Consider the following 23,326-nt stretch of genomic DNA (forward strand, 5'->3'; position numbering starts at 1 on the left):
TTTACTGTGATTGATACCCACGCCCATTTGGATTTTGCCGAGTTTGATGTTGACCGCGACGATGTGGTGTTGCGAATGCACAGTGTTGGCGTAGATAATCTGATTATTCCCGGTGTGTCGCCGCAGCACTGGCACAAACAGCTCGCCGTTGCCGAACAATACCAAACTTATTTTGCCCTTGGTATTCATCCTTGGTTTTGTCCAGAGGATGTTGATGCTGGGATCTTAGCATTAACATCTCAAGTTTCTGCGTTACTAGAATGTCCTCGCTTTGTTGCTATTGGTGAATGTGGCTTAGATAAGCTCTATTCCTCAACGTGGCCTCAGCAGCTCGCATTTTTTGAGGCACAATTAGCTTTAGCTAAGTCCGTTAATCTGCCAGTTATTATTCATAGCGTAAAAGCACATTCAGAGGTTTTAGAGTGTTTGAAAAAGTATCAATTGCCTAGAGGCGGTGTGATACATGCTTTTTCTGGCAGTACTGAAATTGCACTGGAATATATCAAATTAGGTTTTAAGCTGGGAATTGGTGGTTTGATTATGAACCCTAATGCTAAAAAATTGCTCAAAACTGTCAGCGAATTACCACTTCAGCACTTCATACTTGAGACTGACTCTCCAGCAATGACACCGATAAATGTTACTGAAAAACGTAACCAGCCCGCTAACCTTGTTCTTTTTATAGACAAAATTGCCAATTTGCAAAAAAAATCAAGTGTTCTAATATCAGAACACTTGGTGTTGAATGCAATGCAACTGTTTGACCTTTAGCTGTTTTTAAATAAACAGGTGTAGGTCGCACTAGCATTCTGCACTAAGCGATTGAAATTAAACTCCAAAAATATGATCAAAACGACGATTTTCGACTTTGCCTCGGGTATAATCTGACTCGGAAATAGGTTGATTAACAACATAATTAAAAAGTGTTAACAATAGGGTGATGGTTAATGGATATATTAATGAGTTTAGTAGGGGTGGTCACCCTACTTGCGATAGGTTTCCTCCTATCGAATAACAAAAAAGCAATTAATTTACGTACAGTGGGCGGCGCGTTAGCTATCCAAGCTGCCTTCGGTGGTTTTGTACTGTATATTCCTGTTGGTAAAGACATTCTGAAAGGAATGTCTGATGCGGTTTCTAGCGTTATTGGTTACGCACAAAACGGTATCGGTTTCCTGTTTGGTGATTTAGCTAACTTCAAACTTGGCTTTATCTTCGCAGTTAACGTGTTACCCGTTATTGTGTTCTTCTCTTCTCTGATTGCGGTTCTATATTACTTAGGCGTTATGCAGTGGATCATCCGTATCATCGGTGGTGGTTTACAAAAAGCATTGGGCACAAGCCGTACTGAATCTATGTCAGCAACTGCTAACATCTTCGTTGGTCAGACTGAAGCCCCATTAGTGGTTCGCCCATTCATTCCAACTATGACGCAGTCTGAACTGTTTGCGATCATGGTGGGTGGTTTGGCATCAATCGCGGGTTCAGTATTGGCTGGTTACGCGCAGATGGGTGTACCTATCGAATACTTAGTTGCCGCTTCATTCATGGCAGCACCAGGTGGTCTATTAATGGCTAAACTGATGCACCCTGAAACTGAAGCTGCTAAAAATGACATGAGCGATTTACCAGAAGATCCTGACAAACCAGCTAACGTATTAGACGCCGCTGCTGCAGGTGCTTCATCTGGTATGCATTTAGCCTTAAACGTAGGCGCTATGCTGTTAGCCTTCGTTGGTTTGATCGCTATGGTCAACGGCATTATTGGTGGTGTGGGCGGTTGGTTTGGCGTTGAAGGTTTAACACTTGAACTGATCCTTGGCTATGTGTTTATGCCTTTAGCATTCCTTATCGGTGTGCCTTGGAATGAAGCATTAGTAGCAGGTTCTTTCATCGGTCAAAAGATCATTGTTAACGAATTCGTTGCTTACTTAAACTTTGCTCCATATATCTCTGATGCTGCCACGGCTTGTACAGCAGTAGCTGCTGAAGTTGTTAAAGGTCTGCCGTTATGTGTTGCTGAGACACAAGCTGTGATGACTCATAGAACACAAGCGATTATTTCGTTTGCTCTGTGTGGTTTCGCTAACTTGTCTTCAATCGCGATTCTGCTTGGTGGTTTAGGTGCTATGGCTCCTAACCGTCGTCATGATTTAGCTACAATGGGTATTCGTGCGGTTATCGCCGGCTCTTTAGCTAACTTAATGAGCGCAACACTTGCTGGTTTGTTCTTAGCTATCTAAGTAGCAACAGTAGGGGGAAACCCCACTAACTGGGTCCTGACCATGCAGGGCAGGGCCTAAGTTAATTCAACCATTTTCCAGTAGTGATTCCTGTAGTGAATAGTTTCTCCAATTGAAAGACACAGAATGCAACCGAAGTGTAGCTGTCATTCTGTCTTAAATGTCGTGAGTCTACGGTTACGTTAATTAATCGTAATGCAGAAGTCGCGACTTTGTTCACAATTAAGAATTTTGTGTTTGTGATTTTACGCTAGATTATTGAGATTTTTTTTAATCTAGGTAGAATGCGAACGCCACAAAAAGAACGCTACCCTCGATGGTAGCAAACAAGATAAATGGGGTTGATGATGAAAAACGTTAAAACTTTAGCTTTAGCCGCTACTGCAGTAGCAGCAATCTCTGGTAACGCATTTGCTGCTGATCGTACTGATCTTCACGGTTCTGATTACAAGTGGATGCAATTCAATGCTATGTACTCTATTGGTGAAAAACCTGAGAACCCAGCATCAGGCGATCAACATAACTATTTAGAAATGGAATTTGGCGGCCGTTCTGGAATATTCGATTTATATGGCTATGTTGATATATTTAACCTTGCTAATGAATCATCAAGCAATGGTGATAAGAATCCAGCTAATGCCAAAAGCAAACTGTTTATGAAGTTTGCACCACGTATTTCTATTGATGCAGTGACTGGTAAAGATTTATCTTTCGGTCCAATCCAAGAAGTTTACTTCTCTACTCTGTTCAACTGGGACGGATTAATCGGTGGTGACTTTAATGGTGATAATGTTGGTACTAATGCCACATTCTGGGGTATAGGTGCAGACGTAAACGTGCCTTGGTTAGGCAAAACAGGCATGAACCTGTACGGCCACTACGATATGAATGCTAAAGAGTGGAACGGTTACCAGTTCTCTGCTAACTGGTTCAAGCCTTTCTACTTCTTCGACAATAAGAGCTTCTTAGCATTTCAAGGTTATGTTGATTATCAATTCGGCGCTGACGAAGACCAAGCTGCTTTCGTACCAAAAACAACTAACGGTGGTAACGCATTCTTTGGCCTATACTGGCACTCAGATCGTTACGCTCTTGGATATGGCTTGAAAGGCTTTAAAGACGTCTATCTGTTAGAAGATGGTGCTGGTGCACTAGCTCTAGAATCAACAGGTTGGTCACACTACCTGTCAGCAACTTACAAGTTCTAATCTCTTGTAATAGTAGTTGCTTGTTGGAGCCGCATTATGCGGCTCCATCTTTAGTTTTACCATGAGTCTTTATCTAAGCCTATTAGGCTAACAAGTGAGTTTATATAAAGGTTTGTGTTTTTCTCGCGCTAAAATGGATTTTTCGCGGAAAAGTAGGAGCAAGATTTTATTCGTATCCTCTCTTCCGGTCTTCAAGGATTCAAGTCGTGGTCACTTATAAGTTATTTTAAGTGTCAGGATGCCTATTGTTCTTTATGGCTTAGGCAAGATTGAATACCTACAACAAGGTAGTTTGTACAAGCAAATTACTCGGCACCGCCTGAAGGCCCGGCCATATAAAAATAATCAAAATAATGCCACCTCTCAAGCGTTGCTTTTATGCGACTGATTTCTATTCATTTAATTTTTATTTTGGAGAGCTATTATGACTGATTTAAAAAAAGCAGCACAACGCGCCATTGAGTTAATGGACTTAACGACTTTGAATGATGACGACACAGATCAAAAAGTGATCGACCTGTGCCACAAAGCGAAAACGGCTGCGGGCAATACTGCCGCTATCTGCATTTACCCACGTTTCATCCCGATTGCACGCAAGACGTTAGATGAAATCGGTGCTGAAGATATCCAAATCGCCACTGTGACTAACTTTCCCCATGGCAATGATGACATTGCCATTGCTGTGCTAGAAACTCGCGCAGCTGTTGCCTATGGTGCCGATGAAGTGGACGTGGTATTCCCATACCGCGCACTGATGGAAGGCAATGAAACAATTGGTTTTGAATTAGTTAAAGCCTGTAAAGAAGCCTGTGGTGAAGTCTTGTTAAAAGTCATCATCGAATCTGGCGTGTTAGCTGATCCTGCACTTATCCGCCGTGCATCAGAGCTTTCAATCGATGCAGGTGCTGACTTTATTAAAACCTCTACTGGTAAAGTGCCTGTAAACGCCACACTTGAAGCGGCTGAAATCATGTTAACTGTGATCAGCGAGAAGAATACCCAAGTAGGCTTCAAGCCTGCCGGTGGTGTGCGTGATGCTGCACAAGCGGCTGAATTCCTCGGTGTTGCTGAGCGTATTTTAGGTGCTGATTGGGTTTCACCACGTACCTTTAGATTTGGTGCTTCAAGTTTACTAAACAGCTTGTTACACACACTAGAATTAGCTGATGCGCCTAAGCCAACTCAAGGCTATTAATTGCAAACTATCGCTGATTAATACTATCAGCGTATAGCGAGCCTAATTAAGTGTGACCTAAATCTATTTGGCAAACTCAAAACTTCGATAGTATGAACTTGTAATATTGCTACAGTTTTGATGTTTCATTGCAAAGATAAGCACTAGCGACAGGGTTGTTAGTGCCTATCTTGGAGGCAGTATCATGTTTCTAGCTCAAGAGATTATTCGTAAAAAACGTAATGGTTTAGCGCTAAGTTCCGCAGAAATACAGTTCTTTGTTCAAGGTATCACTGCTAACGCAGTGTCCGAAGGCCAGATCGCGGCATTAGGCATGGCCGTGTACTTTAATGACATGAATATGGATGAAAGAATCGCTTTAACGACAGCGATGCGTGATTCTGGCACTGTACTTAATTGGCAGTCATTGGGACTCAATGGCCCTGTTATTGACAAGCACAGCACTGGCGGTGTGGGCGATGTGATTAGCCTTATGCTTGGCCCTATGGCTGCGGCTTGTGGTGGTTATGTGCCTATGATTTCTGGGCGTGGCCTAGGTCATACGGGCGGCACGCTCGATAAGTTTGATGCCATTCCGGGTTATCAAACTGAGCCATCAAGTGAATTGTTCCGCAAAGTGGTTAAAGAAGTCGGTGTGGCGATTATTGGCCAAACAGGCGATCTCGTTCCTGCCGACAAACGTTTCTATTCTATCCGCGATAATACCGCCACCGTTGAATCCATTTCCCTCATCACAGCGTCGATTCTGTCTAAGAAATTAGCCTGTAATTTAGATGCACTAGCGATGGATGTGAAAGTCGGTAGTGGTGCTTTCATGCCAACCTATGAAGCATCGGAAGAATTAGCTCGCAGTATTGCAGCTGTTGCTAATGGCGCGGGCACTAAAACGACAGCTTTGCTTACCGATATGAATCAAGTGCTTGCATCTTGTGCCGGTAACGCGGTTGAAGTGAAAGAAGCCATCGACTTTTTAACGGGTGCTTACCGTAACCCGCGTTTATATGAAGTCACTATGGGTCTTTGCGCTGAGATGCTGCTTCTTGGCGGTCTTGCAAGCAATGAAGCCGACGCTCGCGCTAAACTGAATCGTGTGCTCGATAATGGTCGTGCTGCAGAACTCTTTGGCAAGATGGTGTCGGGTCTTGGTGGTCCAGTCGATTTTGTTGAAAACTACAGTAAATACCTACCGCAATCACAAATTATTCGTCCAGTTTTTGCCGATATGCAAGGTTATGCCTATAGCATGGATACCCGTGAATTAGGTTTAGCGGTTGTGACCTTAGGTGGTGGCCGCCGTAAGCCCGGTGATGCACTAGACTATAGTGTTGGCTTAACTCAAGTGTGTGCTTTAGGCGATAAAGTAGATTCATCGACTCCGATTGCCGTTATCCATGCACAGTCTGAAGCCGCCTTCGCGGAAGCTGAACTTGCGGTGAAAAAAGCGATTCACATTGGTGAAACCGCTCCAGAAAAAACACCTGAGATCTATGCCTATATTCGTGCATCGGATCTTTAAGGAAGAATTATGAAACGTACCATTATTATGATGTTGGACTCCTTTGGAGTCGGTGCTTCTGCTGATGCAGCAAGCTTTGGTGATGTCGGTTCCGATACCTTTGGTCATATTGCTAAAGCATGTGCCGAAGGCAAAGCCGATATTGGCCGCGAAGGTCCGCTGAAATTACCTAACTTAGCGCGCTTAGGTTTAGGCCATGCAGCGATGGAAAGTACTGGCGCCTTTGCCCCCGGTTTTGGCGATAATGTTGAGCTGATTGGTGCTTATGGTCATGCACAAGAGTTAAGTTCGGGTAAAGATACGCCGAGCGGTCACTGGGAGATGGCGGGCGTGCCCGTACTATTCGAGTGGGGTTATTTCAGCGAGCACCAAAATTCTTTCCCTAAAGAACTGACGGATAAGATCTTAGCCCGTGCAGGTCTGGATGGATTCTTAGGTAATTGCCATGCCTCAGGTACAACCATTTTAGAAGAGTTAGGCGAAGAGCACATGCGCTCTGGCAAGCCTATTTTCTACACCTCTGCTGATTCAGTATTCCAAATCGCTTGTCATGAAGAAACCTTCGGTTTAGACAATCTCTATCGTCTTTGCGAAATAACCCGTGAAGAGTTAGAGCCTTACAACATAGGTCGCGTCATTGCCCGTCCATTTGATGGTACTGGTCCAAGTGATTTTGCCCGTACTGGCAATCGTAAGGATTATTCGCTCGCGCCACCTGCAAAAACTGTACTCGATAAGCTGAAAGAGGCTGGCGGTGAAGTGGTGAGTGTAGGCAAGATTGCCGACATTTATGCTTACTGTGGTATCACTAAAAAAGTGAAGGCGAACGGCTTAGAAGCACTTTTCGATGCGACTTTAGCCGAAGTGAAATCTGCGGGTGATAACACTATAGTGTTTACTAACTTCGTTGATTTCGACTCTCACTACGGTCATCGCCGTGATGTTGCTGGCTACGCCAAAGGGCTGGAATATTTTGATGCCCGTTTGCCTGAAATGCTCGCATTATTAGGTGAAGACGATCTGCTGATTTTAACGGCGGATCACGGTTGCGATCCAACATGGCAAGGCACGGATCATACCCGTGAATATGTGCCAGTATTAGCCTTTGGCGCTGGATTGAAAGCGGGATCGCTGGGTCGTCGTAATAGCTTTGCCGATATCGGCCAATCTATTGCGAGCCACTTTAAGCTTGAACCTATGGCCTATGGCGAATCGTTCCTTTAGGCAAATTAGCATTTATTTCGATTTGGCGGCTGACATTTGCCGTCAGTAAACAAAGACTTAAGTCTTAATAAAATAAACAGGGGTTATTTCGATGGCAACACCACACATTAATGCTGTAGAGGGCGCATTCGCTGAAACAATGCTGTTTCCAGGCGATCCATTACGTGCAAAATATATTGCTGAAACATTCTTAGAAAATGTTGAGCAAGTGACTGATGTTCGAAACATGCTAGGTTTTACTGGTACTTACAAAGGTAAGCGTATTTCAGTAATGGGTTCTGGCATGGGCATTCCTTCATGCTCTATCTATGCAACTGAATTAATTCGTGATTACGGCGTTAAGAACCTGATCCGTGTGGGTACTTGTGGTGCGATCAGCACTGACGTTAAAGTACGTGACGTGATCATCGGTATGGGTGCATGTACTGACTCAGCGGTTAACCGTTTACGTTTTAAAGGCCAAGATTTTGCCGCTATCGCTAACTATGAGCTGATGAATGCGGTTATCGAATCTGCGAAAGTTCGTGGCACTAAAGTTCGCGTAGGTAACATTTTCTCTGCGGACCTGTTCTACACTCCTGATCCACAAATGTTTGACGTGATGGAGAAGATGGGCGTATTAGGCGTAGAAATGGAAGCGGCTGGTTTGTACGGCGTTGCCCATGAGTTTGGTGCGCGTGCCCTGTGCGTTGTGACTGTATCTGATCATATCCGCACCGGTGAAAAGACTTCTGCAGAAGAACGTCAAACCACATTCAATGACATGATCATCATGACATTAGAAGCGGCGATTACACTGTAACTGTTACGCTGTAAGAGTGTGCTACTGAAAAAGGGTTCGCAATGCGAACCCTTTTTTATGCCAATTTTTAGCGGCTGTTCTATTCGACTTTGTTATTAATGGTTTGGTTATTAGAAATTGCTTGTTTATGGCTTATCTAGAGCTTAGCTATCAATAGATTAGTGATTTACCTTATCTATCGAAATAGATATTAACCTGTTGAATCTGTGTCGAGATCACTTGGTTCACTGGGTGTTTTTGGCGTCGAGGTTTCGGCCGCAGCGGCTGTTGCTTTAGTCGCGTGTTTTACCCGACGGACACTTTTTACTTTAGGTTTAACCTTAACAGGTACCGCTTGTTCCGCATCGTTTGCCGCGTTTTCAACTGCTGTATTATCCTGTAATTCCAATGATTTTTCTGACGTTTTTTCGGCCTTAGTTTGCACGCTGGTCTGAGTGAGCTTATCGGTATTTGCCTCTGTCACTGCTTTTGGTGCCTTAGTGGGCTTAGTCACTTTCTCTTGTGGGTTATCAGTGGTTGCCACCGGTTGATCTTCGGTTAGCTCTTGCGCCAAACCATCATTAACACTTTCTGATGGCTCTTTAGCTAATGATCGTTTCTCAGGTTTTTTCGGCGCTTGACGCAACTTAACCCGAAAGCGACGGCGGTCGAAGTCGGCACGTTTGAAAGACAAAGAGCGCGAAAGTAACATACCAATCAAGCCTGCAACCAACAGCATGATTTGTTGTTGCTCCATGTTTAAATTATGGGCTTCTTTGATTTCGTTGAAAAATAACTTGGTATCAAGCCTGACTTCGACATAACCTAGATTTTTCCCTTCTTGGATCACGGGCTCTACATAGGGAGGATATTTGCTTAGCAGCAAATTCATTTCTTCCGAGTCAGGATCAACTACATCCTTAGTGATGCTTTGAGCGAAGGATAGCCGCATGCCTTGGTCACTGAAGATGGCGGCGGACATCACCTTAGGATCTTCCACTAAAGCGCTGGCGAGCCATTGCAACTGTTCGTCATTTTGCAGTTGTAGCGCGGGTGCGGCACCATAAGCGGTTTGCTGTACCAGTAATCTGGCCATCTTTTGAGTTTGGGACTTTAGAAGCAACTGACCTTGTAGTAGGCTTGTCTGCCACAATTGCACTAAGCCGAATATTAAGGCGAAGGCGGCGGCAATTTGGATCAGTCTACTGATTTTATGGCTTTTCTTTAGCCCTTTAAGATATAACACTTTGACCCTTAAAATGTAGAGCGCTTGCCTAATCATAATTGATTCTGAGTGAGCCCGATAGTTGGAGAATTTAAGTCCGATGGAAAGCTTGAACCAAGATGCGCTTTTTTTGTGGTTAGTCTCTGGCCATTCCCCAAGGTTTGAACGCCAAGGGCAAGTGTTTGAACGTTATCAAGAGTCAGCAAACCCCGCTGGTGTTTCACGTGTGCGAATTATTTATCAAGATGCCGTGGTAGAGGCGACAATATCGGCATGGATAGCGCAATTACCTCAGTCTAACGTTATCGGTATCGCCCATATCGAACGACAAGTTGGTTTACATTGTATCGAGTTGGCACTGGTAAATTTGCCTTCTCAGGCGCAGTTAGCGGCATTCCCTCAGTCTTTAGCTGAATTGCATGTCATTCATGCTGATTTGCCTCGCTTGAATCATCCCGGCTTATTAGTGATGGACATGGATTCCACGGCGATTCAGATTGAATGTATTGATGAATTAGCGGCCATGGCAGGCGTGGGTGAGCGCGTGGCGGCGATTACTGAACGTGCTATGCAAGGTGAGCTAGATTTTGAGCAGAGTCTGCGTCAGCGTGTGGCACAGCTTAAGGGCGCCGATGCCAGTATTATCACGACCTTGTGCGACAATTTGCCTTTGATGCCTGGGCTTGAGCTTATGCTTTTAGAGCTTAAATCCCATGGCTGGCGTTTAGTGGTTGCATCTGGCGGTTTTACGCCTTTTGTTGGCCATTTAAGGCAGCTTCTAAACTTAGATGCGGCCTTTGCTAATGAGTTAGTGATCACTGACGGTAAACTTGCGGGTGAAGTAACAGGTAAAGTTGTGGATGCGCAGTTTAAAGCGGATGTGGTTGAGCGTTGCAGTGAGCAGTGGCAAATTCCAAAAGGCCAAAGAGTCGCTATCGGCGATGGCGCGAATGATATTCCTATGGTGATGGCTGCGGATTTTGGTATCGCTTTCCATGCCAAACCTAAGCTGGCAGCGGCGGCGGATGCCAATATTCGTCACCTCGACCTGCGGGTTCTACCTTATCTGCTACAAATCTAGGTTATTCATTTATTTAAATATAAGTCTGGATAGATACTGAGTTAGAGTAAGGACTCTTGTCTTTTATTGATGAGCTGGTAGTTTAGGGATATTGATAAACTACCAGTGACTTATTTTGACTCAGCTCGCCCAAGGCTCAATTTCGACCATTTCACAGTCTTCAATCTACCTGCCGTACCGCGATGGTCAACTGCATCTACGCCAGTTATTACCGGCTGCGCCTGATTTTTCTAAAACGCCTATCCTCATGCTCCATGGCGCTATGTCTAACGGTCGGGTGTTTTATAGCCAGAGTGGCCGTGGTCTTGGTTGTTATTTAGCGAAGGCGGGATTTGTGGTGTATGTGCTGGATACTGCAGGAAGAGGGCTCAGCTTGCCTAAAATCGATCGTGATTTTACCTTAGGGCAGGGGGAAGTGATCCGCGAGCAGTTACCTTTAGTGCAGCAGGCCATTCTCGATTTACATCAAAAAGCTTGTCAAGAACAAGCGGCTCAAGATGATCGCAAAGCCGTGTCGCCTTCGCAGGTGCATTGGTGCGCCCATTCATGGGGCGGGGTGTTAATGGCGAGCAGTCTGGCCCGTTATCCTGAGTTACAACAAAGCGTTCGTTCGCTGCTTACCTTCGGTAGCAAGCGGACGATTCGGGTTAAGTCCTTCAAAAAGTGGTTAATGGTTGATGTTTTTTGGAATCGTTTAGCGCCAGGTTTAGCGATGGGACAAGGTTACCTCGCCGCCGATAAGCTGCGCATTGGTATGGACAATGAGAGCCGCGCCTCATTAGTTCAAAGTATCGATTGGGTGCGGGGCGATTGGATCGATCACGATGATAGATTTGATTATGCGAAAGCGGCAAAGCATGCTCATTGGCCACCGGCTTGGTTTATCTCAGGGCAAAACGATACTGTGTTGGGGCATCCAGAAGATGTGGCGGATATGGTCGTAGAGTGTGGCTTTAAACGGGTTAAATCGACGCTTCTCGCTAAGGAGAATGGCTTTAAGCATGACTATGGTCATGCAGATATGCTGACGCATTTAGATGCCACCAGTGATCATTTTCCTAAGATAAGGGATTGGTATTTAAGTTTTGATCTGGCGGTATTGAACAATTAAGACTGCTTTTTATGAAGTACTGGGTATCTTAATTCGACTTCTTGGGTAATATCTAACAGTTCGCCGACACCAATCACACGCCATAACTGTTCTTCTAACTGTTTAGCTTTATGGTTTGCATGAATATTAATGTATTCCAATTCACGGCGTAGGTAGTTCATGTCAGGCTTCTCTGTCGCGCCGCGATAAATCCGTAGGGCGAGAAACCTGCCTAGTGCTTTGCTCTGATTGATAAAGGTTATCTGTGCTTCGACATCGCCGATTTCAGTTGCAAGAGTGCACTTTAAAAAGATTTTTCCGCGAGATTGGCGAATTAACTGAATAAACACTTCAATAAAATCCATGTCCTGTTGGGGTTTCATTTGACGGATAGGTTCGAGAATATCTCGCTTAAAAAAACCGTCTTTTAGCAGTGGCGCTAAATTATATTGCAGGGTATCTGAGGTGCCTGCGGCAAAAATATCGCTGATCTCATCCTGTTGTGTACCAACGCCTAAACAAGCGACTTGGGCAGATTTTGTCGTTTTTTCAACAAAATAGGGCACAGAATGTAAATCATGCATCAAAATATTTTTTAAACCATCGGCAAGTTCTTTGATTTCACTATTGTTTTCGGTGAGTTGCTCTAATTTTTCTTTGTTATGGGCAATAAGTTTATTTAAAAATTCCACTCCAACATGGGGCGTATGGCCCATAACGGCGGTTAAATGCAAGGTTACACCATTCTTGCGGGTACGTACTAAGCGGTAGGGGAGGTTATCTAGCTGTGTTTTGCCTGCAATGGTTTGGAGCTTTGGGAAGCTTAACAGTAGTGGTTTATTTGATGAAAAATCGGCAGGATTATCCAAGGTTAATTGCATGCCTCGGCTTGAAATATCTAAAGTAATGCCCGTGGCTTTGTGCTTGTCTTGAGTCACATTGACTAAGGTTTTAAAGGCGAAACGCGCTTCTTGGCGTCGCTCGCTAAACTGCATGGAAACTAACTTAATTTGATTGGTGGTCAGTCTTTGTTGACCAAAGGTTTTTAGGGCGTTGGCATTACTATCGTCTTGCCAAGCTTTGTAATGGCCTCTGGTATCTTCGTTGCTGATTTCGATGAGCTGAAGCAAATGACTAAATTGTGATAATTGTTGTTCGACCAATGGGCTAAATTTTGCTTCATCTCCAGGGAGGGTCGCACGTCGATAACCCTTATCATGATAAATTTTATCTTGGGTGACTTTGAAGATCCGCCAGCTGGGCTTGGTCGATGCAAAGCCTAAAAATAAAGGCATCATGCCCTTAGCTTTAAGCTCTGCTAAGGTGGCAGAGTAAAAATATAAGCAACCTTGGGCATTATAGGTAAAGCTAAAAAACAGCCCATGGTCGGGATTTTCAGGATGATTAAGTAGCTCAGATAAACGGCTTGGCGTCAGCATAGCTGGTAACTGGCTCACATCATTTTCATCTTGAAAATAATGCACTATCTGCTGGTTGTCTCGGCTGAGTAGCATGTGGCTCAAACCTTGCGTGTGAGTATTGAAATATAAAGGTAAGTGCGGCAAATGGGGTAAGTAATGACGCTCAAATCCAAGCCCAGATGCAGTTACTATCACATCATTCACATCTACTTTGTAACGCAGTTTGTAGCCGCGGATTAAATTGCCAAGCATTTCACTTAAGGCTTCGCTGCCCCCAATACGCTTGAGTCTTAACCAAATATATTCGCCATTGGTTTGGCTATCGACAACCTCATAGTCAACACCGAGCTGGAGATCGGGATAGTAAAACTCTTCACTGAGTTCCAGTAACTTTATTTTTAGGGGGTGGTCGAGATCGAAGGGATGGTTAGCTGCAAGGCGAATACGGGCACCACCTACGGATAAATCTGCAGTTATCCCTTGTACTTCACCACGGCCGGTTTGCGATGCTGCGATGCGAATACTGTAATTCATCCGCTCTTCTGTGCGGTTGAAATAACTGCCTAATACCACGCCGGGCACCATAAAAGGCTCTGACTCAGCGGCTTCCACTTGCGTGACACTTTGGCGCAACTTTAACCGACGTTGTTGGTGAGCATTGAGCACATACTCGTATACTCCCAAGGTATATTGGTTGCGAAACAGTGACATGGCCTCATGCATACTGTTTTTGGCGGGTTCATCTAAAAAATGTCGCTGTTGACCTAACATCACTTCAACACAAGGAAGCTCAGATTTATCCCTGAGATCGATAATTCGCGTGCATGGTGAAGCCAAACGACTGAGTTCCATTTTCACTAGAAAACGGGTCGAATTGGTTTCATCTATCGTCAGCTGCTGGAAAATCTCTTGGAAGTTAGGTTCCATGAGCAATGGCTTGAGCTGTTCGATGAGTGCACTATGGTTATCTAGACTCATGTAGGGTTCTTTTTAATGCTTATTTTGTATTGGGCTGTTAGTCTTATGTCGGCAGTATTCGCAGTTACTTAAATTGATTTTATACAGATTTTAATGAGTTATGGCAAAGAATAAAACGGCGTACGTATGTAATGAGTGTGGACAAGACTTTCCCCGTTGGCAAGGGCAGTGTAGCGCTTGTCAGGAATGGAATACGATCACTGAGGTGAGGCTCGGTGCAGCTTCGCCTGGGCGCAGCACTAAGTTTGTCGGTTATGCCGGAGCAAGCAGCAATGAAGTGAAGACATTAGATCAAATCGATCTTAATGCCTTACCGCGGATCTTGAGTCATTTTGGCGAATTAGATCGAGTGCTCGGTGGTGGGATTGTACCAGGTTCTGCCATTTTGATAGGCGGACATCCAGGCGCAGGTAAGAGTACGCTTTTATTGCAAACTCTGTGTCATCTGGCCGAGCAAATGCCTGCACTGTATGTCACGGGTGAAGAATCGTTGCAGCAGGTAGCGATGCGCGCCCATCGCCTTGGTTTACCAACCAATAAATTGCGGATGTTGTCTGAAACCAGCGTCGAGCAAATTTGCGAAGTTGCCCTTAAAGAATTGCCTAAAGTCATCGTTGTTGACTCGATTCAAGTGATGCACATGAGTGATGTGGCATCGAGCCCTGGCAGTGTGTCGCAGGTGCGTGAATCCGCTTCTTACTTAACCCGTTTTGCGAAAGAAAATGGCATTGCCGTGATCATGGTCGGCCATGTAACCAAAGATGGCAGTTTGGCTGGGCCCAAGGTATTGGAACATTGTATCGACTGCTCTGTGATGTTCGAAGGGGATAGCGATAGTCGTTACCGCACTTTGCGCTCCCATAAAAATCGTTTTGGCGCGATCAATGAATTAGGCGTATTTGCCATGACAGAGCGCGGCTTAAAGGAAGTCGCCAATCCTTCGGCAATCTTCCTCTCTCGTGGTGAAGAAGAATCATCTGGCTCGCTTGTCATGGTGGTTTGGGAAGGCACCCGGCCCTTGTTGGTGGAGCTGCAAGTGCTGGTGGATAACTCAGCCATGTCTAACCCGCGCCGCGTGGCTGTGGGTATGGATGCAAACCGTTTGGCCATGTTGCTTGCCGTAATGCACCGCCATGGTGGTTTGCAGATGTCGGATCAGGACGTGTTTGTTAACGTGGTGGGCGGCGTGAAAGTGACTGAAACCAGTGCCGACTTAACGTTACTCTTGGCAATGGTATCGAGTTTTCGCGGTGATATTTTGCCTAGCGATTTAGTTGCCTTTGGTGAGGTCGGGCTGTCCGGCGAAATTCGTCCTGTGCCCAATGGGCAAGAGCGATTAATCGAAGCCGCTAAGCATGGTTTTAAGCGAGCAATAGTGCCCAAGGCCAATGTGCCGAAAAAGCCTCCAGCTGGGATGGAAGTGGTGGGTGTTTCTAAGTTATCCGAAGCGCTAGAAGCGATTTAGCATCAAATGCTCGCGAGTGAGATTAACACCAGCAAGCAAAACAGCGCCATTAGGCGCTGTTTGTATTTGTGAGCTGGTGTTTTAAGCTGTGATATTGTGTTTTTCGATAAACAACATAAGTTCACGATTCAGTAAAGAAGCATCACCTAGGTTCAGTTCCACCATACGTTTTAGGTGGCTGATACTATCAACATCGATAAAGTTACACTTCAAACCTAATTGGGCATTTTTTTGATGGACCAACTCAGTTTCCATACGGATCTCAATGTCAGATTCTGGTAAGGCAAAACTGAGTGTAATAGCATCACCCGAATTAATAAAATTTTGCGGTTCTTCAACCAAGGCGCCATTTAGACTCAAATCGAGAATGGTCGTCTCCCACTGTGCACCACCTTGTTGTAGATGTGCGCTCGTGGCAAATAGAATCCGCGAAAACTTACGCCTTTCGTCCATACCCAATCCTTTTTCTTTCATAGTCAGCTAAGTGTAGTCCCATCAGTGCCTCTAAGCATAAGTCATATTGATGTGACTGTAAAAGCAGAGTAATTTTTTGTTCAATAAAGCTACCAAGATCGCATATTCACGCAGGCGGTGTGAATGACGAGGTGTTCGTTACAGAAAGCGTAAGTGTGGCTCCTTAAACAACAACCACTGAAACGTTAATACGCCAAGTATCAATACACAGTATCAAGGTTTGGTTGACTTGCCATATTCTAATATTGGGAGATGAAGGAAGGGTGAAGTTAGCGTACGTTTACGCGGCACTGGCAGACTCTTATCGTGATTAATGTGATATTAAGTAGCAGTTATTACATAGGTTTAGACGTTTTTTTAAACAACAGATTTCAGTTTTTGCCGCTAATTTTTTATCGAAGTGTAGGCGATGTCTTAGCTATCTTTGGGAGATTCCAGTATCATCCGCGGCCAACAACGGCTGCGTCTACATGGTTAATGGCTTTTTAATCATCGCGAGGCATCACTGCTTGCAGATCATGGATTTTTCCCACAGTAGGAAAATGATGTGGATCTCTCACCCAAGTCTGATGGATTTGGGGCTCTAATCTGCCGCAGCCAGCGTCGCCAATTGCGTTTTAGGGTAATTGGTACCGACCCCATTTTAAGAGATCACAAGGTATAACAATATTATGTCTGAGCAATTGAGTTCAACAGCCGTATCCTCTGGTTCGTTTCTGGACCGTTATTTTTCTATTCAACAACGTGGTAGCACAGTTCGCCAAGAAGTGATTGCGGGATTCACAACCTTCCTCGCTATGGTCTACTCAGTGATTGTGGTGCCTAACATGTTAGGCCAAGCGGGATTTGATCCCGGCGCCGTGTTTATCGCCACCTGTTTAATAGCTTCATTTGGTTCTTTGCTCATGGGTTTATGGGCTAACTTACCTATGGCAATTGGCTGCGCGATTTCGCTCACGGCCTTTACTGCGTTTAGCTTAGTCCTAGGTCAGGGAATGTCGATTCCAGTCACCTTAGGCGCGATTTTCCTAATGGGTGTCACGTTCACGCTTGTGAGTGTGACAGGTATTCGCCAGTGGGTGCTGGCTAATTTACCAAAGGGCATAGCCCACGGTACAGGCATAGGTATCGGCTTGTTTTTACTTTTGATTGCGACTAATAGTGTGCAGTTGATTGTGGCCAATAGCGCAGGCTTACCTGTGAAGTTAGGCGACATTAACAGCTTACCTGTTATCGCTACCGTTATAGGTTTAGCGGCGACAATTGGTTTAGAGCGCCGCGGTGTACCAGGTGGTATTTTGTTGGTGATTATCGCGCTATCGGTATTTGGTTTAGTGTTCGATCCGAGCGTGAAATACCAAGGTTTGTTCGCCTTGCCTGATTTTACCTCAGAGCATTCACTGATTGGTCAGCTCGATATTATGGGAGCCTTTAATCCTGTGGTCTTGCCTATCGTATTAGCGTTAGTGATGACGGCGATTTTCGATGCGACCGGCACTATCCGTGCTGTGGCTGGGCAAGCGAATTTACTCGATAAAGACGACAATATTGTCGGCGGCGGTAAAGCCTTAACCTCAGACTCAGTCAGCAGTATGGTGGCAGGTTTAGTCGGCGGTGCACCAGCGGCTGTGTATATCGAGTCGGCGGCGGGGACTGCTGCGGGCGGTAAGACAGGTTTAACGGCTACCATAGTTGGCGTACTGTTTTTATTGATGATGTTTTTAGCACCATTAAGCTATTTAGTGCCTGCCTATGCGACAGCGCCTGCTTTGATGTATGTGGGTTTGTTGATGCTGAGTAATGTGGCGAAACTCGACTTTGACGATAAAGTTGATGCCATGTCGGGCTTAACCTGCGCTGTGTTTATCATCTTAAGCTGTAATATCGTTACCGGTATTATGCTGGGTTTTGTGACACTGGTGGTAGGTCGTATTTGCAGTGGCGAATGGCGTAAACTGAAGTTAGGCGTGCTTGCCATCACCTTAGGTTTAGTGGTGTTTTATATGGGTGGTTGGGCGATTTAAGTTAGGCAAACTGAGTGATTTTAACTGAGTTATTGAGAACAGAAGCGAGTGCAGTCTTAGGATTAGCACTCGCTTTGATTTTGTGTCCTGTATTCACAATAGGCACGTAATAAGTCTTTCCAAGTAACAATCCCAACCAATTTACCGTCCTCTAACACGGGTAAGCAGCCGATATCGTTATCTAATAACATGCGGGTGGCCGTGTCTAAATTGATGTGGGGTGCGACGGTAACCGGATTACGCGTCATCACTTGATGTACACGTTTTTGTAGAGTTTCTAAGTCTCTTGCGGTTTCCGCGCTACTGCCCAAGTTCGGGCTAATCGCGCGCAATAGATCCCGCTCCGATAACACGCCTTCAAGTTGGTACTCATCGACGACCAACAAGTGATGAAAGCTCGCTTGGTCGAAGATTTCCTTCGCCACAGTTAATCGATCGTCCATTTCAACCGTGACGACTCGGGTACTCATAATATCGGCGATAATGATCGGCATGATGATCCCCTGTTAAGCTTGCGCATCCTAGGATGCGCTCTGTTAATGCGCAGCATTACAGTTACTTATAACAGAGTGGTGCAAGTTTAGCCAACACCCATTACAAAGTTTTAACTCAAAGATCTTGGACCTCTGGCTCATCATCCGCTGTGATTGGCATCCTCTCCGATTCGGGCAAGTGTGCGCCTATGTAGCGTTGATACTTTTTGCCTTTCAGTTTGTGGGTGTCCACCAGCACTAAGCCATCGATACAATCGCCAAAGTCGGCGTCAATACCAAAGGCGAGAAACTTAACCCCATCGGTTTTACACAGTTCACCATATTGTTTGTAGAGCGTAGGTACGGCCGCCCCCATACTCGCGAGCACTTGTTTGAGTTGCTTAAAGTTACTCTGATAATCCTCGGAGAAATACAAGTCATCTAACTTAGCTTTTTGGGATTTAGATAAACCAAAGGGTGACATGGAAACTGCCATCTGCTGCGCAGGTGCAAATTCCCGCGCATAAAAGTGCACTAGCATTTCCCTAGCACTTCCAGGCAGTTGATTACTGATGGACACAGGGCCAAATAGATAACGATATTCAGGATGCTTGGCGAGATAAGCCCCAATGCCAAACCACAGATAATCTAAACTGCGTTTACCCCAATATTTAGGCTGCACAAAGCTGCGACCGAGTTCTAACCCTTGCTTCACAAAGGGCATAAAGCTGTCGGCGTATTGGAATAGGGATTGGCTGTAGAGTGCGTTGTCGCCATATTTTGCTAAGACTTGCTCACCACTGGCAAAACGATAGGCGCCGATAATTTCAAACTGCTCTTTATCCCACAACACTAAGTGTTGGTAGTAGGAATCGTATTTATCGATATCGCGGCGCTTGCCCGAACCTTCGCCTACGGCGCGAAAGGCGATTTCCCTCAGGCGGCCAATTTCCCGCATGATGGGATTACTGTCGTGGTGTTGGTAGAGATAAATCAACTTGTTATCTTGCGTTTCCCCTAGAAGTTCACATTGTTGCAGTGCCGCTTGCAGTTCACGGCGCGATTCGGGGTGGGCGATAGCGCTCTGTGTGATAAACAGTGGATCTTTATCTTTGCCAATACGATACAAGTGATTTTTAAGCAGTTTTATCTTGGTCTTGAGTGGAAAGTCCATTGAGCGTACGGCTTCATTGGGAATGAGCTCGCCAATGCGGATCGGCATATTACGTTTAGCCTGCTTGAACATTTCCTTCACTAGCAGCAGTGTCGCGAGTGGCTTGTAAATCATAGATGCGCCGTAGAAAGTGGCAGAGTTTTTGGCATCTAAAAATATTGGCAGTAGGGGCGCATTGCAGGAAATTGCCATCTTTAAAAAGCCTGAGTGCCATTGGGTATCACGCACGCCGTTAGGACGCAGGCGCGAGACTTCGCCCGACGGGAAAATCAGCACTGCGCCTTCGTTACGTAGGTGCTGGTGGATTTTTTCTAAATGCTGTTTCGGTGTGCCGCCGGTCATATTGCGTACTGGCAGTAGGATTGAGTGCAGCGGTTCCAGCGCCATCAAGAGTTCATTCGCGACGACTTTTATATCTGGGCGAACTTCACTGATGAGTTTGATGAGCGCTAATGCATCGAGTGAACCTATAGGATGGTTCGCGAATATGACCACTCGGCCTTCACAGGGAATGTTTTCTATCTCGTTGGCGGGCACGGTAAAACTAAAGTCAAAACTCGCCAGCATTTGTTCGACAAAATCTACGCCCTGTAAATAGGTATATTGACTGGCGATATCGTTGCACTGTTTTTCATTGAGCAGGTAACGCAGCATGGCCTTGGCAGGTTTAGCGAGCCAAGGTTTGTCATTGATCGCTGGTAGATTTTGTTCAACCACATTATCAACGGTAAAAATCATGTTATTCGCCTTAAACGGCACAGTATGCTTGTTATGGCTAAGGTTGCTGTTTAGCGTTTTTTCATTGTATTCCATAGCGTTATGTAATTGATTCATAGTGTTAGGCAACATCCCTTGGGCGAGTTTCGCCGGTATTTGTGTTTGGCATTTGCTGCGCTGCCATTTTTTGTTGCTTGTCTTTGTGCGTCTCAGGCGGCTGTTGTACCAGCGTTATACTGTTGAGAATATCGAGCTTGAGCGTTTGCTCGTTCCAGCGGCAAAGTTGTAATTCGCCGCTTAAGGTTTCTGTGATTAAACTGCAGTTTTCGACCCAGTCACCGTCGTTGGCGTAGATGATCTGCCTCTTTTCTGGGGGACTGAGTGGTGAGTAATATTGGGCGGCTCTGGAGTGAGTCGAGAGTTCGGGCTGATGGATATGACCGCAGATCACACCGTCAACATCAAAGTGCTGGGCATAGTTGAGTACCGCTTGACGGTAATGTCCAATAGCGGCTTGAGCCTTGCCCACTTTGGACTTGATATAACTTGCCAGTGACCAATAGGGATAACCTAAGCGTTCCCGCAAGCTATGGAGATTGCGATTGAGGAACAATAATAGGTCATATAAATGGTCGCCCAATATGGCGTAGAAACGGCCGACACACACATCGGCATCAAACTGATCCCCGTGGAGCATCAAGAGTTTATGGCCGCCGATTCCGTGGTGAATATGTTGGCGGGCAATTTTAATATTCCACAGGCTTAGCTCGGCGTAGGGTTTAATCAATTCGTCGTGGTTGCCCGGCAGATAAATCACTTGGGTGCCGTTTTGTGCCAGTTCAATGAATTTTTGCAGCACCTTATTGTGGCTATCGGGCCAGTGCAGCTTACGTTTCAACGCCCATAAATCGACTATGTCACCGACCAGATACAAGTGCTGACAACGCACGGTTTCAAGCAAGCTGAGCAGGTAGTCAGCCTTGCAATCCTTACAGCCTAAATGAATATCTGACAACCAGAGGGCGTTAACTGTGATGCTTGCTGTATGGGCTGAAGTTGATGCGGATGGGGTAATAGCGGCACAATTGGATTGATTTGAGGATGTTGGTGCTAATGTTGGCGTTGAGCGATTAAAGATGGGAGGGGAAAGGCTGGGGTCATTTATCTCTCCCCGCGTAGACCTCTCAAGTTTCCTGAAATTAAATCCTGTCATCTCGTATTCACCCCATTAGGCTGTTAACGAATATGAGCTTAGTGGGGGGCTTTGACCGAATGATGAAGTTTAGATGACATGCAGATGACAAAAGGTGAATTAGCCTGGACTGAACCTGCAAGATTCACATCAGGATGTAATTAGATCCGATAGGTTGGTTTAACTTACTTCTGCCCCAAAGCAAGATAACTTTGTTGTCAGTTTGCAGCATGAATTGTCATTGTTTCCCCTGTGACTCACCGCCCTTGCATTTGACAAGAAGCGTCCCTGAGGGCTCGACGGCGACATCCATGTCGCCAACGGTCACTGTTGCAACAATGCCAATCTTAACTAACATTTCTGCTGTTCGTTTAGCTAAAAAGCTATTGCCCAATTGTGTGTTTCATCTCTTTGAGCTATCCGTTTATTGAAGCAGCATTTGACCGAGTTTTCCTAATGGGTGTAGTGTCTATTGATTATTGGTCGATTAAGTCTGGATAAAAAATGTTCGAAGAACTGTTAGAGTTTGTAGAAAAGAAACTCCGAGAAAATGGTGGTAATCCTGATTATGAGTCGATCATAGATTTGGCTGCGACTGTTCTAATCGAAGATACCAATGAGCAAGAAGAAAGTAACGTTAAACGTGTTATGTCTGAACATGACGCTTTCACAAAAAGAAATAGGGAAAGGTGGTCTCTTGGTTTCATTAAACTGCATGCGTTACGAGAAACTTGCTTACAGGCTGGTATAAATTTTCAGCAGCAATTCATAAAAATCCCCAAATATGAAACTGATGAGCTTATCGGTGTTTTTATGCGTCAACATGCTCACGCATGTCGTATTACAGGAGAAATAATTCATCTTTTAGAAGGTGGTTATCCAGATGCCGCTTTAGCACGTTGGCGTACCTTGTATGAAATGGTTGTTACATGCCTAGTGATTAAAAAATGTGGTCGTGAAGCCGCAATTGACTATATCAAACATGGAATGGTTCAAACAGCAGAAGGAATTGAAGAACACAGAAAAACAGCAGATGCGATGGGGCAAGAAACCTTTTCAAATGAAGAGGCAGAGTTTTACGCAGGACTTAAAAAGGAAATCACCAATGGTGATTATGGGTGGCATTGGGCTAGAAAGCACACAGGGCTTAAGCAAATCGGCAAATTACGTGAATTTGTAGAGCTTGATAAGTGGTCACACAACTATAAGCTAGCTAGCCGAAACGTTCATTCTGACTATTACGAAATGGCTTCCTTGTACGCTATGCAAGAAGCTAAACAAGATATGTTGCTTTGTGGTCAATCTAACTCTGGGCTAACAGAACCAGCGCACTTTACAGCTATCAGTCTTGCGCAAATTACTTCAGTATTTTTGACTACCTATATTGAAGATGAAAATAGTGGACTGGACTACAAGGACTCAGTTTTGTTTATGAAAGTGATAGACAATTATGTCAAAGAGGTTGGTGAGGCGTTCTTGAACGTCGAAAAACCAAGATAACAAACGTTTAAGGTATCAAGATACTTTTTCTGATCTTCGGAGAGTGAGTTAGTGCAAATGCTCTGACCCTCTTATGTTCAAGGGCGCGCTAGAGCTATCACCACCAGCGCGTCTTTGCCACATTCCAATTTTGAACAAAGACCCCATCCACTCTTCATTCACTAGATTTGCCCTATGTAAAGTTATCTGAAAGAGTTTGGAAGTAAGCTTTTCTAACATTATGCGCCATTTGGAAATCTAATATCCCTTTGTTTTATTAACTTATTGATCGTTAATTGAACTGCTGTTCGAAAGGTTGCATCATAGGCGGATGAGGAATGGCTACAAGCCCTATAGAAAGCGTTA

The 23,326-nt window shown here is 45.0% G+C and carries 18 protein-coding genes; 12 read left to right on the forward strand and 6 right to left on the reverse strand.

Going from position 1 to position 23,326, the window contains the following annotated elements; translation table 11 throughout:
- The first annotated feature begins 6 nt into the window (after positions 1-6).
- From CKQ84_RS13755 to deoD, 7 genes are all read left to right on the forward strand, one after another.
- The gene (locus CKQ84_RS13755) at positions 7-771 is read left to right on the forward strand and encodes a TatD family hydrolase (protein ID WP_105251706.1); all 765 of its coding nucleotides are present in this window, start codon (positions 7-9) and stop codon (positions 769-771) included.
- A 176-nt stretch (positions 772-947) separates the two neighbouring features.
- A complete protein-coding gene (locus tag CKQ84_RS13760; RefSeq protein ID WP_105251707.1) occupies positions 948-2,243 on the forward strand; it encodes a NupC/NupG family nucleoside CNT transporter in 1,296 nt (431 codons plus the stop codon).
- 347 nt (positions 2,244-2,590) lie between these two features.
- Positions 2,591-3,451 carry an outer membrane protein OmpK gene (locus tag CKQ84_RS13765; RefSeq protein WP_105251708.1) on the forward strand — a complete coding sequence of 287 codons (861 nt, stop codon included), beginning with the start codon at positions 2,591-2,593 and terminating at the stop codon, positions 3,449-3,451.
- A 424-nt stretch (positions 3,452-3,875) separates the two neighbouring features.
- The gene (deoC, locus tag CKQ84_RS13770) at positions 3,876-4,646 is read left to right on the forward strand and encodes a deoxyribose-phosphate aldolase (RefSeq protein ID WP_006086931.1); all 771 of its coding nucleotides are present in this window, start codon (positions 3,876-3,878) and stop codon (positions 4,644-4,646) included.
- 184 nt (positions 4,647-4,830) lie between these two features.
- The gene (gene deoA / locus CKQ84_RS13775) at positions 4,831-6,162 is read left to right on the forward strand and encodes a thymidine phosphorylase (RefSeq protein ID WP_105251709.1); all 1,332 of its coding nucleotides are present in this window, start codon (positions 4,831-4,833) and stop codon (positions 6,160-6,162) included.
- Positions 6,163-6,171: 9 nt separating this feature from the next.
- On the forward strand, positions 6,172-7,386 hold the full coding sequence (locus tag CKQ84_RS13780) for a phosphopentomutase (RefSeq protein WP_105251710.1): 1,215 nt from the start codon (positions 6,172-6,174) through the stop codon (positions 7,384-7,386).
- Positions 7,387-7,477: 91 nt separating this feature from the next.
- Positions 7,478-8,188, forward strand: coding sequence for a purine-nucleoside phosphorylase (gene deoD / locus CKQ84_RS13785; protein ID WP_006086929.1), 711 nt, complete (start codon positions 7,478-7,480; stop codon positions 8,186-8,188).
- A 190-nt stretch (positions 8,189-8,378) separates the two neighbouring features.
- On the opposite strand, the gene CKQ84_RS13790 is transcribed toward deoD, so the two are convergent.
- On the reverse strand, positions 8,379-9,413 hold the full coding sequence (locus CKQ84_RS13790; RefSeq protein ID WP_158683052.1) for a YtjB family periplasmic protein: 1,035 nt from the start codon (positions 9,411-9,413) through the stop codon (positions 8,379-8,381).
- Between the two features lie 79 nt (positions 9,414-9,492).
- On the opposite strand from CKQ84_RS13790, the gene serB reads away from it, so the two are divergent.
- Entirely contained in the window at positions 9,493-10,473 is a 981-nt protein-coding gene (gene serB, locus CKQ84_RS13795; protein WP_105251712.1) for a phosphoserine phosphatase SerB, read from the forward strand.
- A 115-nt stretch (positions 10,474-10,588) separates the two neighbouring features.
- Positions 10,589-11,584: an alpha/beta fold hydrolase gene (locus CKQ84_RS13800; RefSeq protein ID WP_173913188.1), complete on the forward strand. Its 996-nt coding sequence runs from the start codon at positions 10,589-10,591 to the stop codon at positions 11,582-11,584.
- On the opposite strand, the gene CKQ84_RS13805 is transcribed toward CKQ84_RS13800, so the two are convergent.
- Positions 11,581-13,962 carry a PilZ domain-containing protein gene (locus CKQ84_RS13805; RefSeq protein ID WP_105251714.1) on the reverse strand — a complete coding sequence of 794 codons (2,382 nt, stop codon included), beginning with the start codon at positions 13,960-13,962 and terminating at the stop codon, positions 11,581-11,583. The two genes, CKQ84_RS13800 and CKQ84_RS13805, sit on opposite strands and share 4 nt — an antisense overlap.
- 100 nt (positions 13,963-14,062) lie before the next feature.
- Here CKQ84_RS13805 and radA point away from each other — a divergent pair, with 100 nt between their 5' ends.
- A complete protein-coding gene (gene radA / locus CKQ84_RS13810) occupies positions 14,063-15,427 on the forward strand; it encodes a DNA repair protein RadA (protein WP_006082696.1) in 1,365 nt (454 codons plus the stop codon).
- 81 nt (positions 15,428-15,508) lie between these two features.
- Here the strand turns inward: radA and CKQ84_RS13815 are convergent, their stop codons facing one another.
- Entirely contained in the window at positions 15,509-15,880 is a 372-nt protein-coding gene (locus CKQ84_RS13815) for a PilZ domain-containing protein (protein ID WP_105251715.1), read from the reverse strand.
- A gap of 692 nt (positions 15,881-16,572) precedes the next feature.
- Here CKQ84_RS13815 and CKQ84_RS13820 point away from each other — a divergent pair.
- Positions 16,573-17,925: an NCS2 family permease gene (locus tag CKQ84_RS13820; protein WP_105251716.1), complete on the forward strand. Its 1,353-nt coding sequence runs from the start codon at positions 16,573-16,575 to the stop codon at positions 17,923-17,925.
- A gap of 62 nt (positions 17,926-17,987) precedes the next feature.
- Here the strand turns inward: CKQ84_RS13820 and CKQ84_RS13825 are convergent, their stop codons facing one another.
- The 3 genes from CKQ84_RS13825 to CKQ84_RS13835 all read right to left on the reverse strand — a co-directional run bounded on the left by CKQ84_RS13825 (position 17,988) and on the right by CKQ84_RS13835 (position 21,502).
- The gene (locus CKQ84_RS13825) at positions 17,988-18,419 is read right to left on the reverse strand and encodes a CBS domain-containing protein (protein ID WP_028761428.1); all 432 of its coding nucleotides are present in this window, start codon (positions 18,417-18,419) and stop codon (positions 17,988-17,990) included.
- 115 nt (positions 18,420-18,534) lie between these two features.
- On the reverse strand, positions 18,535-20,421 hold the full coding sequence (locus CKQ84_RS13830; RefSeq protein ID WP_105251717.1) for a lysophospholipid acyltransferase family protein: 1,887 nt from the start codon (positions 20,419-20,421) through the stop codon (positions 18,535-18,537).
- On the reverse strand, positions 20,411-21,502 hold the full coding sequence (locus CKQ84_RS13835; protein ID WP_105251718.1) for a UDP-2,3-diacylglucosamine diphosphatase: 1,092 nt from the start codon (positions 21,500-21,502) through the stop codon (positions 20,411-20,413). Before CKQ84_RS13835 ends, CKQ84_RS13830 begins: the two co-directional genes overlap by 11 nt.
- Before the next feature lie 483 nt (positions 21,503-21,985).
- Here CKQ84_RS13835 and CKQ84_RS13840 point away from each other — a divergent pair, with 483 nt between their 5' ends.
- Positions 21,986-22,981, forward strand: a complete 996-nt coding sequence (locus CKQ84_RS13840; RefSeq protein WP_105251719.1) for a DUF5677 domain-containing protein — start codon at positions 21,986-21,988, stop codon at positions 22,979-22,981.
- Positions 22,982-23,326 lie beyond the last annotated feature (345 nt).

This window comes from Shewanella sp. WE21 (assembly GCF_002966515.1).
In the GTDB taxonomy this organism is placed as follows: Bacteria; Pseudomonadota; Gammaproteobacteria; order Enterobacterales; family Shewanellaceae; genus Shewanella; species Shewanella oncorhynchi.